The organism is Paenibacillus sp. LHD-38 (genome assembly GCF_031157315.1).
GTDB lineage: Bacteria > Bacillota > Bacilli > Paenibacillales > Paenibacillaceae > Pristimantibacillus.
Genome location: NZ_JAVIFU010000004.1, coordinates 41,287 through 54,354 on the forward strand (window position 1 = coordinate 41,287; position 13,068 = coordinate 54,354).

14 protein-coding genes are annotated in these 13,068 nt (G+C 50.8%); 12 read left to right on the forward strand and 2 right to left on the reverse strand.

The features are described from left to right. Positions 1 to 152: 152 nt before the first annotated feature. From RCO25_RS04815 to RCO25_RS04835, 5 genes are all read left to right on the forward strand, one after another. Positions 153 to 1,259, forward strand: coding sequence for a GntR family transcriptional regulator (locus RCO25_RS04815; RefSeq protein WP_308995000.1), 1,107 nt, complete (start codon positions 153 to 155; stop codon positions 1,257 to 1,259). Between the two features lie 164 nt (positions 1,260 to 1,423). Further along, positions 1,424 to 2,119 carry an L-ribulose-5-phosphate 4-epimerase gene (gene araD, locus RCO25_RS04820; RefSeq protein WP_308995001.1) on the forward strand — a complete coding sequence of 232 codons (696 nt, stop codon included), beginning with the start codon at positions 1,424 to 1,426 and terminating at the stop codon, positions 2,117 to 2,119. 14 nt (positions 2,120 to 2,133) lie between these two features. After that, on the forward strand, positions 2,134 to 3,804 hold the full coding sequence (locus tag RCO25_RS04825) for a ribulokinase (RefSeq protein ID WP_308995002.1): 1,671 nt from the start codon (positions 2,134 to 2,136) through the stop codon (positions 3,802 to 3,804). Positions 3,805 to 4,151: 347 nt separating this feature from the next. Beyond that, on the forward strand, positions 4,152 to 5,405 hold the full coding sequence (locus RCO25_RS04830; RefSeq protein ID WP_308995003.1) for an FxLYD domain-containing protein: 1,254 nt from the start codon (positions 4,152 to 4,154) through the stop codon (positions 5,403 to 5,405). Between the two features lie 12 nt (positions 5,406 to 5,417). Beyond that, positions 5,418 to 6,536: a S1C family serine protease gene (locus tag RCO25_RS04835; RefSeq protein ID WP_308995004.1), complete on the forward strand. Its 1,119-nt coding sequence runs from the start codon at positions 5,418 to 5,420 to the stop codon at positions 6,534 to 6,536. Between the two features lie 109 nt (positions 6,537 to 6,645). Here the strand turns inward: RCO25_RS04835 and RCO25_RS04840 are convergent, their stop codons facing one another. Then, on the reverse strand, positions 6,646 to 7,593 hold the full coding sequence (locus RCO25_RS04840) for a hypothetical protein (protein ID WP_308995005.1): 948 nt from the start codon (positions 7,591 to 7,593) through the stop codon (positions 6,646 to 6,648). 168 nt (positions 7,594 to 7,761) lie between these two features. Then, entirely contained in the window at positions 7,762 to 8,373 is a 612-nt protein-coding gene (locus RCO25_RS04845; RefSeq protein ID WP_308995006.1) for a superoxide dismutase, read from the reverse strand. Positions 8,374 to 8,832: 459 nt separating this feature from the next. Here RCO25_RS04845 and RCO25_RS04850 point away from each other — a divergent pair, with 459 nt between their 5' ends. From RCO25_RS04850 to RCO25_RS04880, 7 genes are all read left to right on the forward strand, one after another. Continuing rightward, positions 8,833 to 9,255 (forward strand): GNAT family N-acetyltransferase, encoded by a 423-nt coding sequence (locus RCO25_RS04850; RefSeq protein WP_308995007.1) that lies wholly within the window; start codon positions 8,833 to 8,835, stop codon positions 9,253 to 9,255. Positions 9,256 to 9,365: 110 nt separating this feature from the next. After that, positions 9,366 to 9,923, forward strand: a complete 558-nt coding sequence (locus RCO25_RS04855) for a DUF402 domain-containing protein (RefSeq protein WP_308995008.1) — start codon at positions 9,366 to 9,368, stop codon at positions 9,921 to 9,923. Then, a complete protein-coding gene (gene lepB / locus RCO25_RS04860) occupies positions 9,920 to 10,537 on the forward strand; it encodes a signal peptidase I (RefSeq protein ID WP_308995009.1) in 618 nt (205 codons plus the stop codon). The genes RCO25_RS04855 and lepB overlap by 4 nt, the downstream gene beginning before the upstream one ends. A 13-nt stretch (positions 10,538 to 10,550) precedes the next feature. Beyond that, positions 10,551 to 10,985, forward strand: coding sequence for a ribonuclease HI (rnhA, locus tag RCO25_RS04865; protein ID WP_308995010.1), 435 nt, complete (start codon positions 10,551 to 10,553; stop codon positions 10,983 to 10,985). Between the two features lie 3 nt (positions 10,986 to 10,988). Further along, positions 10,989 to 12,176: a tRNA epoxyqueuosine(34) reductase QueG gene (queG, locus tag RCO25_RS04870; protein WP_308995011.1), complete on the forward strand. Its 1,188-nt coding sequence runs from the start codon at positions 10,989 to 10,991 to the stop codon at positions 12,174 to 12,176. Beyond that, on the forward strand, positions 12,169 to 12,699 hold the full coding sequence (locus tag RCO25_RS04875; protein WP_308995012.1) for a methylated-DNA--[protein]-cysteine S-methyltransferase: 531 nt from the start codon (positions 12,169 to 12,171) through the stop codon (positions 12,697 to 12,699). The genes queG and RCO25_RS04875 overlap by 8 nt, the downstream gene beginning before the upstream one ends. A gap of 130 nt (positions 12,700 to 12,829) precedes the next feature. Next, a complete protein-coding gene (locus RCO25_RS04880; RefSeq protein ID WP_169085972.1) occupies positions 12,830 to 13,051 on the forward strand; it encodes a YneF family protein in 222 nt (73 codons plus the stop codon). Positions 13,052 to 13,068: the final 17 nt, after the last annotated feature.

The following is a 13,068-nucleotide window of genomic DNA, read 5'->3' on the forward strand; positions in this document are numbered from 1 at the left end:
GGGAATCAAGGACCGCCGGCGGCGGTTCTTTTTTTATAGCTAAGCGACGATAGGAAGCATATTCCTAGTTCCTATACGGACAAGATCATGTACGTACAAGTTTTGCGTATGCTATACTACTAGGCATACAACTAACGGAGCTGAGGTGTGAAGTGAAGGAACAGCAAACGCCCAAATATATGCAATTAAAGCAGCAAATTTTATCCTGGATCGTCACGGCGCAGTTCAAGCCGCATGATAAGCTGCCTTCGGAAAATGAAATCGGCAAGCAGTTCGAAATGAGCCGCCAAACCGTACGCCAGGCGTTAGGAGATTTGGAGCAGGAGGGCTGGCTCTATCGCGCCCAGGGAAAAGGGACCTTTGTATCCGACCAGTCGGCGCCGGAGCGGAAGAACTCATCGCAAGGAATGACCATCGGAATGATTACGACGCATATATCGGATTATATTTTTCCGACGATTGTCAGAGGGGTTGAATCGAGTCTGCGCGCGGTTGGGGCCAGGCTATTGCTCGCAAGCACCGATAATGAGAAGGATAAGGAAAAGGACAGTTTGGAGTCGATGCTTCGCGAGCCGTTGACCGGACTCATTATCGAGCCGACGAAAAGCGCCGAGGGAAATCCGAATTTTAATTATTTTTTGGCGCTGGATGCGCTGAAAATTCCGTATATCATGCTGAATGAACGCTACAGCGATGTCGATGCGCCATGCTTGCGGGTGGATGATGAGCTGGGCGGATACCGTGCGGCGGAGCACTTAATTAAGCTGGGCCACACACGGATCGCAGGATTATTCAAAACCGATGACTTTCAAGGCGTTCACCGGATGCGAGGTTTTCTTCGCGCCCACCGGGAGCAGGGACTTACGGTTCCGTCCGACTATTTGCTGCGGTATTCGACCGAGGAGAAGCAGAACAAGCCTGCCGAAGCGTTGTTCGCAATGCTGCAGCGTGAGCAAGAGCAGCGCCCGACGGCTATTATTTGCTATAACGATGAGCTTGCCGTCAGGATGCTCGATATTGTGAGACAGATTGGACTAGCAGTGCCTGAGGATCTCTCGATCGTCGGCTTTGACGATGCCAATCTGGCAACGGCGACCGAAGTGAAGCTTACTACCGTCGCTCACCCCAAAACCGAGATGGGAGCGGACGCGGTAGAGCTGCTGCTTGGCATGGTTGAGCGGACACGCCGTCAGACGATGGACAAGGTCTATGATCCGCAGCTCGTTATCCGCGATTCGACGAGGTCGCCCAAAAACTAGGGTTTTCAAAGGCCGTCAAGGATAAGGCGGATCAATGAACAAAAAAAGCGTGACACACTTGTACGTACAACTTATAATAATGACAAATAGATTTAAGATGATGTCCGTATAAGTGAAAGCGGGCGAACATTGGAATGCAAGCTTGAAGGGAGAGAATAATCAACATGTTAGAGGCGTTAAAGCATGCGGTATGGGAAGCGAATATGGATCTTCCGAAATACGGACTAGTTACATTTACTTGGGGTAATGTCAGCGGTATCGACAGGGAGTCCGGCTATGCGGTCATTAAGCCGAGCGGCGTACCTTATGAGGAACTGAAAGCGGAGCAAATGGTCGTTGTGGATCTCGATGGCAATGTGGTTGAAGGTAATCTGCGCCCGTCTTCGGATACGGCGACACATGTGCTGCTCTATAAAGCATTTCCAACGATTGGCGGGATTGTGCATACGCATTCGCCATGGGCGACGAGCTGGGCACAAGCGGGACGTTCGCTTCCGGCGCTTGGCACGACGCATGGCGATTATTTTTACGGCGAGGTACCTTGCACCCGGGCGATGACGGAAGCCGAAATTACTGGCGCATACGAGCTGGAGACCGGCAATGTAATCGTCGAAACCTTCACGAAAAACAATATTGATCCGAATCAAGTGCCTTCTGTGCTTGTTAACAGTCATGCGCCGTTTTGCTGGGGCAAGGACCCTCATAATGCGGTTCATAACGCAGTCGTGCTTGAGGAATGCGCAAAAATGGCCTTGCATACGTTCCAGCTTAATCCGAATGTGCAGCCGATGGATCAAGCTTTGTTAGATCGTCACTATTTACGCAAGCATGGAGCAAACGCCTACTACGGCCAAAAATAAGGGGGATTCGGATAATGAGCAAAAAATTCGCAATCGGTGTAGATTACGGTACGCAATCGGGTCGCGCCGTACTTATTGATTTGTCTAACGGTGCTGAGGTAGCGGAGCACGTTACGCCATATACGCATCATGTTATCGACGAGAAGCTTCCTGTCTCCGGCATTAAGCTTGAGCATGACTGGGCGCTGCAGCATCCGCTTGATTATATCGAAGTGCTTGAACAGTCCGTTCCCGCTGTAATGAAGGAATCGGGAATCGATCCTGCCGATGTCATCGGACTCGGCATTGACTTCACGGCATGCACCATGCTTCCGATCGATGAAAAGGGAGAACCGCTTTGCGTGCAGGATGCCTACAAGGATAATCCGCATAGCTGGGTGAAGCTGTGGAAGCATCACGCAGCCCAGGATGAGGCTAATCTTATCAATGAGATGGCAGCTCAGCGCGGAGAGAAATGGGTACCGCGTTACGGCGGGAAAATTTCATCCGAATGGATGATGGCAAAGGCATGGCAAATTTTGAACGAAGCGCCTGAGATCTATGAAACGGCTGATAAATTCGTGGAAGCAACCGACTGGGTTATCGGCCAGCTGACAGGCAATATCGTTCGCAACAGCTGTACAGCCGGGTACAAGGGCATGTGGCATAAACAAGAAGGTTATCCGAGCAAGGACTTCTTCAAAGCGCTTGATCCGCGCCTTGAGAATTTGACGGAAACGAAGCTGCGCGGCGAGGTTGTGCCGCTCGGATCAAAGGCCGGCGACTTGCTGCCTGAGCTTGCTGCCCGCATTGGACTGGCGCCAGGCACGGCGATTGCTGTCGGCAACGTAGATGCGCACGCGGCTGTACCTGGCGTTGGCGTCGTGACGCCGGGCAAGCTGGTTATGGCGATGGGCACATCGATTTGCCACATGCTGCTCGGCACGGAGGAGAAGGAAGTTGAAGGCATGTGCGGCGTCGTAGAAGACGGCATTATCCCAGGCTACTTCGGCTATGAAGCGGGTCAATCCGCGGTTGGCGATATTTTTGAATGGTTCGTAGAGGAATCGGTTCCTGCCTACGTATTGGAAGAAGCAGAAAAAGCCGGAGAGAACGTACATGTTTTTTTGACTCGCAAAGCGAATGAGCTGAAGGTCGGCGAATCCGGTCTGCTTGCGCTGGATTGGTGGAACGGCAACCGTTCCGTATTGGTAGACACGGATCTGACAGGCACGATCGTTGGCTTGACGTTGCTCACGAAGCCTTGGGAAATCTATCGTTCCCTGCTTGAAGCAACAGCTTTCGGTACACGCAAAATCGTCGACGCTTTCCACAGCAACGGCGTAGAGGTCAACGAATTGTATGCGTGCGGCGGATTGCCGCAGAAAAACGCGCTGCTTATGCAAATTTATGCGGACGTAACGAATCGCGAGATCAAGGTTGCGGCTTCGAAGCAAACGCCGGCGCTAGGCGCGGCAATGTTCGGTGCAGTAGCGGCAGGCGCTGAGAAGGGCGGCTTTGACAGCATCGTTGAAGCGGCTCAAAGCATGGCTCGCGTACGTGAAGAGACGTTCAAGCCGATTCCGGAGAACGTGGCGGTTTACGAGAAGCTGTATGCGGAATACAATCTGCTTCATGACTATTATGGCCGTGGTTCAAACGATGTTATGAAACGCCTTAAAGCAATCAAAGAAGAGCAGGCGTAAGCTTTTCCTATAGAGCGTTCGGCCTACTCGGCCAAAGACAGGACTTTCCTCCAAGCAGTGACGCTGCTTGTGAGGAAGCCCTGTCTTTTTTTTAAATATAAGAGAGTATAAATTTCAATCTTATACGATGCTTATATTTCACCGCGAAACGAGCTTTTGCCGCAAGGACGGCGTCAGCCGTTTACGCTTGTGTAAACGGTTAGCGTAAAAGAAAACGATTTGGATTGGAAGTAAGTTGGTGATATTGCCCAAAAAATTCCTTTAATAAAAAATGGAGATCATTTACTTTTTGAGATAGAATAGATAAATGTGTATAGAGAGAATCATGGGCTGGGGGATGAACGGAAGTGTATTGCCATCATTGCGGAAAGAAGCGGACAGATGATGCGGTTTATTGCAGTCAGTGCGGAAGATTGCTTGCAGATGATGAGGACGCCGCAGCAAAGGGAAGCGCTGAACGGACGTTAGTCATTTTGGAGACTGCCGCTTCTATAGAGACAGATCGGGGAAACAGACAGACAGCTATACCAATTATCGCTCGGAAGCGTGGCGCTAGGGGATCGCTGTGGGCATGGCTGATGCCTATTATTCTAGCACTCGTTACGGCGGGTTCTGTCTTTAGCTACTATATATATCAAGCAGGAATTAATGATAGAGTGATCAAGCTTCAGGCGAAAGCGAAGTCGGCGGCGCTGGCAGGCAGGTATGAGGAAGCGCAGGCGCTGCTCCAAGAGGCTGCAGATGCGCGTCCTTCATTTGCTGCAGTGCAGAAGGATGCAGAGATCGTCGCTCTTGCAGGTGTTTTGTCGAGCTCGGTTACTGCCGCGGGCAAGCAGCTGGAGGAGCAGAAGCTTGCCGAAGCGGAGAAGACGCTGGAGAAAGCGGGAAATGAGCTGAACGGTCATACCGAGCCCATCTTTACGATGGTTAAGGAGCAGTTGAACACCTTTACGGTGAAGCTTGGCGTAATGAAGCTGACCGAAGAGCTCGCCGATCTGAAAACAGTGGATGAGCTAGCGGCAAAGCTTAATGTCGCTAATCATTTAGAGGGTGAAGAAGCAGCTGCGGTTCAGGAGCAGATCGTAGCGAAAATCGTAGATATCAGCTTGAAGGAAGCGGAATCGCTTCTTAAGAAGAAAAGCTATTCGGGCGCACTGGAGGTTACCGCGAAGGGGCTGACCTACGCTAAGGATAATGAGAAATTAACGAAGCTGGAGAAACAAATTACGGAGGCCCAGGCAGATTACGAGAAGGACGAGCAGCAGCGGTTGGAGCAAGCGATGCAGCAAGCGGCGGCCGAGGATTTAAAGAACCAAACGGCAGCTGTTGAGGTTGTACATATCGATTCCACGCTTGATGAATTCGGTGATTTGAATATCGCAGGCGAGCTTAAAAACGCGGCTACGCGTCCGATCTATTCGATCACTGTGAAATTTATTGTCTATGATGCGGGTGGCAACGAGGTAGGCTCGGGCACGGCAACGGCCGCGCCTGATTATGCCCAGCCCGGCGAGAAAATAATCTTTAACAGCACCGTATACGGTGTTTATGTAGAGAATACAACCGTCGTCGTTGACCATGCGACTTGGTATTTGGATTAAGGGGGCGATGAGATGAGTAAACGAGCATGGATCAGCGCCATCGCATCCACCCTTATTGCTTGTGGAGGAATGGCTGCCGCGTTAGCCATTCATTCCGAGATGCCCGGCAAGCTGCAGGGGAAGCCGCTGTTAGCCGTTGCGGAAATCGGAAAGAAGAAGACACTGAAGGATATTATTTTTGAAACGCAGAAGCTGGTCGTCATGATTGAAACGGAGGACGGCTCCCAAGGCTCCGGCTTTCTTTATAATAAAGAAGGTGATCTGATCACGAATGCGCATGTTGTCGCAGGCGCCAAAAAGGTGAAAATTAAAACGGCCGACGCACGCGAGCTGGACGGCGAGGTTATCGGCATCAGCACGGAGACGGATATCGCCGTCGTCCGAGTCGAAGCCTTGGCTGGCACCGAGCCGCTGCAGGTGGTGCGTGACGGGAAAGCGGAGGTCGGCGATGAGGTGCTGGCTGTAGGCAGTCCGCTCGGCTTTCAAAATACGGTTACGACCGGCATCATCAGCGGCATAGGCAGAAGCTTCGAGATCGAACCGTATTTATATTCCGATTTGTATCAAATTTCGGCGCCGATTGCGCCTGGCAACAGCGGAGGACCGCTTGTCGATCAGACGTCTGGCGCCGTGCTCGGCATTAACTCGGCGGGCTATGAGCAAGGCTCGATCGGCTTCAGTATTCCGATTTCGAACGTTATCGAGATTGCGGAAGACTGGTCAGAAGAGCCGATGAAAGAGCTGCCTGAGCTGGAGATTGCCGACGGGTCTGCCAGTCTAGAGGAAGATGCTGAGGTAGAAGAGTTCGCCGGATATCTGGTAACGCATTTCTATGACAGTCTAAATAACGCGGATTACGTTTATGCTTACTCGCTGCTCGGAGGCAATTGGAAGGAAGGAACCAGCTACGAGAAATTCCGTGAAGGCTATTTAGGGACGCTAAATGTCGTTATCGATGATATGCATGTGAAGGACAGCAAAGAAGATAGGGCAACGGTTATCGCTGTTATTTCTGTAGACGAGCGTGTTGACGGGAAATATGTGTTAAGCAAGTATCAGGTAACCTACGAGGTAGGCTATGAAAACGACCAATTAAAGCTGATTAATGGTAAAGGCAAAGCCATAAAATAAAGGCTGTGCAGGTTACGTTGAAGCTCATAAAAAAGAAAGAGCTAGAAAAAATCGTCCAGGGGGGACGGCTTTCTCTAGCTCTTTTTTGTGATCGGATTGCTTTTTTGTTTTAGTATTCAATCGCAGAGTCGGAGGTTTCCGTTTCTTCTATGAATTCATCGGCTTCATCCTCGCGTTGAAAAGGATTATAAATAAGCTGAAGAGCGACGGAGTCATTTCGTTGAACCGGGAAGTTAAGCAGCGATGCAGGAATGACGCGTCCGTTAAGCTGAAGCTGATAGCTGATATTGCCGCCGATCGGAACGCCGCTGACGGAAATGATTTGGCCTCTAAAATTAAAGCGCACGACGCCTGTTTCCGCAAGCGCTTGATAGATCGTCAAGCCGGGACGGAAACGCACACGGTAGGCTTGCGTAACGTTAGGGAACGTCCTTCCGCCGTTAATGACAACCGTAACCGTATTTTGCGGCCCTGGAGGGAACGGGAAAGGAATCGGGAATGGAAAAGGGAACGGAAACGGGAACGGCCATGGTCCAGGAGGGAACGGCCCGGGTCCAGGAGGAAACGGCCCTGGTCCAGGAGGGAACGGTCCGGGTCCAGGAGGGAACGGCCCTGGTCCAGGAGGGAACGGCCCTGGTCCAGGAGGAAACGGCCCTGGTCCGGGAGGGAACGGCCCTGGTCCAGGAGGAAACGGTCCTGGTCCAGGAGGGAACGGCCCTGGTCCGGGAGGGAACGGCCCTGGTCCGGGAGGGAACGGCCCTGGTCCGGGAGGGAACGGCCCTGGTCCGGGAGGGAACGGCCCTGGTCCGGGAGGGAACGGCCCTGATCCGGGAGGGAACGGCCCTGGTCCGGGAGGGAACGGCCCTGGTCCGGGAGGGAACAGCCCTGGTCCAGGAGGGAACATCCCTGGTCCACCCGGTCCGCCCGGTCCGAAGCCGCCAGGCGGAGGCGGTGGCATGATGGTACGCGGTCCGCCACAGCCGCAGTCACTGCCTGCTTGAACCGCTTGCCGCGCATTCGCGTAAAATTGTTGCTCGTTATTGTAAGTATAATCCATGCAAGCACTCATACTCCTTTACGAAACAGATTAGGCATCTATCCTTATGTATCGTATGCGGCAGATGCCTATCCGGTGTACTGATGCAGGAGGATGAAATAAATCGTGCCTTAAGACGCAAAAACGGCGCCGCCCCATAAATGAGGCAAGCGCCGTACTTATAACCTATTATTTTACAGCTGCTTCGTAACGTTTGCTAACTTCATCCCAGTTTACTACGTTCCAGAACGCTGCGATATAATCAGGGCGTTTGTTTTGGTAGTTCAGGTAGTAAGCGTGCTCCCATACATCAAGACCAAGGATTGGCGTTTCGCCTTCCATGATCGGGCTGTCTTGGTTAGGCAAGCTGTATACTTTCAATTTGCCGTTAGCCACTGCAAGGAATGCCCAGCCGCTGCCGAAACGAGTTGTTGCAGCTTTTGCGAAGTCTGCTTTGAAAGCTTCAAAGCCGCCAAGCTCGCTTTCGATTGCTGCTGCAAGAGCGCCAGTTGGTGCTCCGCCAGCGTTTGGAGCGATTGTTTCCCAGAACAAGCTGTGGTTTGCGTGTCCGCCGCCATTGTTGCGAACAGCAGTACGGATACCTTCAGGAACGCTTGCAAGGTCAGCGATCAATTCGTCGATCGATTTGCTTTGCAATTCTGGAGCAGACTCCAATGCAACGTTAAGGTTTGTCACGTAAGCATTATGGTGACGGCCGTGGTGAATTTCCATTGTTGTCGCATCGATATGCGGCTCAAGTGCGTTGTGCGCGTAAGGCAAAGCTGGTAGTTGATGTGCCATTTTTTTACAGCCTCCTAATTATATGTAGTTATCCAAGTCCATTATCCCTTATCCGATCGAATAAATCAACATTATTGTTTCAAAAGTCGAAAGGAGGCAAAGGGGCAAACCTAACTTAATTTTGAGGCGAGTGCCGCCGCCGTCCTCTGCTGCGAAAGCAGTCGCTATGTGGCGATATAGAAGAACATTTATAAGCGAAAACTTATAAATCCTTTTACACTGCAATAGGGTATCTCCGTCCTATCGAAATTATACGAACTAGGAGTATGGAAGGGCTTCATTAACAAAAAAAACGATTAAATGAGTGTAAGCGCTTAATATAAAGCGTTTTCAAGAGATAATCGATGATTTGTTTAATTTTTTTAAGGAATATTAAAGATACAAGCAGGATTTCGTTAAATTTTGTCGTAATATATTCTAAATGCAGTACTATGACATGGTATAGAAGGTGTAATTTAAATGAATGTTCGTTCCTTCCAGTTGTCCGATTACCGACCAATTACAGCACTGCTTGAGGATGTTCTTACCGAAGAGTGCTACGAACAAACGATGGAAGCTTTTGCCCGCCAGTTGTCATGGGATAGTGATTTAGTTCTAGTCGCTGTCGAAAATTCCGAAATTGTGGGAATGATTATCGGTACGATTGATAATAACAAAGGTTATTATTATCGAATTGCCGTCTCTCCTCTCCACCAACGGAAAGGAATCGGTAAAACGCTCATCCAGGCATTGCGCCAGCGTTTCGAACAGCGCCATGTTACAAAGATACTAATTACCGCGGACGAGCACAATGAGCCGGTTTTGCCGCTGTATGAATCGATGGGGTACGTTGCCAACGATTTTATCAGATCATTTCAGAAACTGAGCATTGTAGCCGGTTAACGCGAACTTTACTGCATGTATGTTGTACGCAGGGCATATCTGCATCGCCATTGCTTTTGGCGGTGAGATATGCTTTTCTTATTACTATATACTTTTATAAGGAGAACGGGATGGAACCATATCGGCACTGTGTCATCAAAAGCTTCAAACATAACGGTCACATTCACCGTACATGGCAGCAGAATTGGCTTGTTCCCGAAGAGCTGCTTGCGAGCGAGCATAAAACGGAAGGGATAAAGGTGCTCATAAACAGCCAAACGCCGATTCAAGAGTCAGACGGTAAGATATGGGTTAGCCGCGTTCCCGCAGTCTCCTTTTTTATACCTGGGCAGTGGTTCAACGTTGTTGCTTTATTAGAAGAGGGAGGCGTGCGCTATTACTGTAATATTGCCTCACCGCCTTATTTGCAAGGGGATGTGCTCACCTATATCGATTATGATTTGGATGTCATCCGTACGGTAGAAGGCGAAAGGTTCGTTGTCGATCAAGATGAGTATGAGATGCATAAAGCGGCCTACCATTATCCGAAAATGGTCGACGACAAGGTGCAGGAGGGTCTTGCGGCGCTATTGCTCCGTATCGATCAAGGGCATACTCCTTTCCATGATCAGTTAGTGACGACTTATTACGAGGCTTGGCTGAAGCGCAGCGATGAGGTGGAGAAATGAGCCAGATAGATCCGAACCATAAGCTTGAGAATAACAACGCAGGGAATGAGGCTGAACCGTTGCTGACTGCTGCCGCAAGCAATCGTCCGATCTGGCTTGTTGAGCTGCTGGACTGGATCAAAACATTCGTGCTTGCTTTTGCCGTGGTGCTGCTTTTGCATTTTTTTGTTTTTAACCTCTCCAAAGTCGAAGGTCATTCCATGGAGCCGACCTTAACGGAGCACGAGTGGCTGTTCGTTAACAAGATTATATATATAGTTGGCAAGCCGAAAGTCGGCGATGTGGTTATTTTGAAGGAACCTGGCAGTGGTATAGGCGAGAAGAAGTTTCTTGTCAAAAGAATAGTCGGCCTGCCGGGCGATCGTATCGAGGTTCATGATCAGCACTTGTACCGAAACGGCAAGCTGGTGGACGAGCCGTACACGGATTCTCTCATAGAAGATATGAGCTACGGACCGGAGGTCATTAACGAAGGACATTATTTTGTCATGGGGGATAACCGTCACGCGAGAGCGAGCCTTGACAGCAGGTCGTTCCATGCGGTTCCGGAAAAGCTGATTCGGGGCAGAGCCGAGTTTATTTTATGGCCTTACAAAGAGATAAGAGCGCTTTAAGGAGGATTCGACAATGAAGGACGTTATGATCTATACGGACGGAGCCTGCTCCGGCAACCCGGGACCGGGCGGCTGGGGAGCGGTGCTCTTTTTTGGCGTTCACCAGAAGGAAATCTCAGGCGGCGAGAAGCACACGACGAATAACCGCATGGAAATTCAGGCGGTAATCGAGGGTCTGAGTCTGTTGAAGGAGCCATGTCAGGTAAAGGTATATAGCGATTCCGCGTATGTTGTCAATTGCTTTCAGAAGGGCTGGATTAACGGCTGGCTGCGTAATGGATGGAAGAACAGCAAGAAGGAGCCGGTGGAGAACCAAGAGCTGTGGAAAGCGCTTTGGGAACTCATGAAAAAGCACAAAGTAGAATACGTAAAGGTAAAAGGCCATAGCGACAATGAATGGAATAATCGCTGTGACGAGCTTGCTCGTGAAGCAATAAAAAGGTTATAGCGAATGACAGACAGATGGGAAAAGCTGAAGGCAGAGATGAAAGAGGCTGCACAGAGCCTTGGCATAGATAAAATTGGAATCGCCTCCGCAGATCCGTTCGTATCCTTAAAGCAAATTTTGCTGAAGCATCGCGAGCTCGGACGGGAATCCGGCTTCGAAGAGCCGGATATCGAGAAGCGGACGAATCCAGCGCTATTATTCGATAATCCCCAGTCGATCATCGCGATTGCGGTGGCGTATCCCGCGAAGCTGAAGGACCCGCCAAAATCGGAGCCGGGGGCAAGACGGGGCATTATGTCCCGCTCGGCTTGGGGGGACGATTACCATAAGGTATTGCGTGACCGATTAGCTAAGCTGGAGGCTTGGCTGAGGGAGCGGGTGCCCGAGCTGCGAGTAGAAAGCATGGTAGATACGGGCGCTTTGTCGGATAGGGCCGTGGCAGAGCGCGCAGGCATTGGCTGGAGCGCGAAAAACTGCTCCATCATATCGCCTGAGCTAGGATCATGGATTTACCTTGGCGAGATGATCACCAACCTGCCGTTTACGCCGGATGAGCCGGTTACCGAGAGCTGCGGGAGCTGCACAAAATGTATTGATGCTTGTCCGACTGATGCGCTGGTTGGGCCTGGTCAATTGAATTCCAGCCGCTGCATCTCTTTCGTTACGCAGACTAAAGGTATGCTAACGGATGAGTTTATGCGCAAAATCGGTAATCGGCTTTACGGCTGCGATACATGCCAGACCGTATGTCCGGTTAACCGGGGCAAAAACTGGACGCATCAGCAGGAGCTGCAGCCCGATATGGAGCTTGTGAAGCCATTACTGGTTCCCCTGCTGACAATCGGGAACAAAGAGTTTCAAGCAAGGTACGGGCGCACCTCCTCGGCATGGCGCGGAAAGAAGCCGATTCAGCGCAACGCGGTCATCGCGCTTGGAAACTTCAAGGAGGCGGGCGCCGTGCCGGATCTGATTCGCGTGCTTGAGCAGGATACGCGGCCGGTACTGCGCGGGACGGCTGCTTGGTCGCTTGCGCGTATTGGCGGCGAGCAAGCAAGGACGGCATTGCTTGCGGCTGCAGACAAAGAAAGCGATGAGGAAGCGCAGCAGGCGATTGCGAATGCGCTCGAACAAATCAATCGCGCGGCTAACTTCGATGGGCAGAATACGGAAGCAGGTGGAACAAATGATTGAACAGCTATATGCGGCTCTGATTGATTCACCTATCGGGACAATGACGCTGACGGCGAGCGATAAAGGCTTATGCCATTTAGATTTCGCTCCATATGATGCGGTCTCGGATAGCCTTCAGCAGTGGGCGGCACGTCATATTGGTCCGCATGCCGCGGAAATTCCGCTCATCGAGTCGTCCGCCCATCCTCAGCTGAAGGAAGCGGATAGGCAGCTCAAGCTTTATTTTGACGGACAGCTTCAACAGTTCGAGCTCCCTGTTCAAATGTACGGCACGCCGTTTCAGCAGAAAGTGTGGGCAGCCTTGCAGCAAATCCCATATGGGGAAACGCGAACCTATAAGGATATTGCCGTTATGCTGGGCCAGCCAGGCGCGATGCGTGCTGTTGGCGGGGCGAATAACCGCAATCCGTTATCCATTATTGTGCCCTGCCACCGCGTTATAGGCGCAAGCGGGCAAATGATCGGGTATGGCGGCGGCTTGCCGATAAAAATAGCGCTGCTAGACTTAGAGAAGAGAGCATGAGACAAGCGATATAAGCTGTCACAAAAAGGTTGCGCGGGGCGGTAAACCGTTCATTGCGAACACGGGACGAACATGCTATCATGGGAACATTATACACAGCAGGAGATTTAGAAAGGGTCGGGTGACAGGTATGTCTTGGGTAAACATTGTAGTGCCAATCGTAACATTACTAGCAGGAGCTGTAGGGGGCTTTTTTGTTGGCGTATTCTATCTGCGGAAGCAGCTTGAGAAAATGCAAAACGATCCGGAAATGATTCAGAAAATGGCTAAGCAAATGGGCTATAACCTGAATAAACAACAAATGCAAAAAGCGCAGCACATGATGAAAAATCAAAAAATGCCTCGCAGATAAACATAAGCCCGAGGCGG

Coding starts and splice junctions, on each gene's coding strand:
- RCO25_RS04840 (WP_308995005.1), bottom strand. CDS start 7,593: ATGGATTATACTTACAATAACGAGCAACAATTTTACGCGAATGCGCGG.
- RCO25_RS04875 (WP_308995012.1), top strand. CDS start 12,169: ATGATTGAACAGCTATATGCGGCTCTGATTGATTCACCTATCGGGACA.
- queG (WP_308995011.1), top strand. CDS start 10,989: ATGACAGACAGATGGGAAAAGCTGAAGGCAGAGATGAAAGAGGCTGCA.
- lepB (WP_308995009.1), top strand. CDS start 9,920: ATGAGCCAGATAGATCCGAACCATAAGCTTGAGAATAACAACGCAGGG.
- rnhA (WP_308995010.1), top strand. CDS start 10,551: ATGAAGGACGTTATGATCTATACGGACGGAGCCTGCTCCGGCAACCCG.
- RCO25_RS04845 (WP_308995006.1), bottom strand. CDS start 8,373: ATGGCACATCAACTACCAGCTTTGCCTTACGCGCACAACGCACTTGAG.
- RCO25_RS04855 (WP_308995008.1), top strand. CDS start 9,366: ATGGAACCATATCGGCACTGTGTCATCAAAAGCTTCAAACATAACGGT.
- RCO25_RS04835 (WP_308995004.1), top strand. CDS start 5,418: ATGAGTAAACGAGCATGGATCAGCGCCATCGCATCCACCCTTATTGCT.
- araD (WP_308995001.1), top strand. CDS start 1,424: ATGTTAGAGGCGTTAAAGCATGCGGTATGGGAAGCGAATATGGATCTT.
- RCO25_RS04850 (WP_308995007.1), top strand. CDS start 8,833: ATGAATGTTCGTTCCTTCCAGTTGTCCGATTACCGACCAATTACAGCA.
- RCO25_RS04825 (WP_308995002.1), top strand. CDS start 2,134: ATGAGCAAAAAATTCGCAATCGGTGTAGATTACGGTACGCAATCGGGT.
- RCO25_RS04880 (WP_169085972.1), top strand. CDS start 12,830: ATGTCTTGGGTAAACATTGTAGTGCCAATCGTAACATTACTAGCAGGA.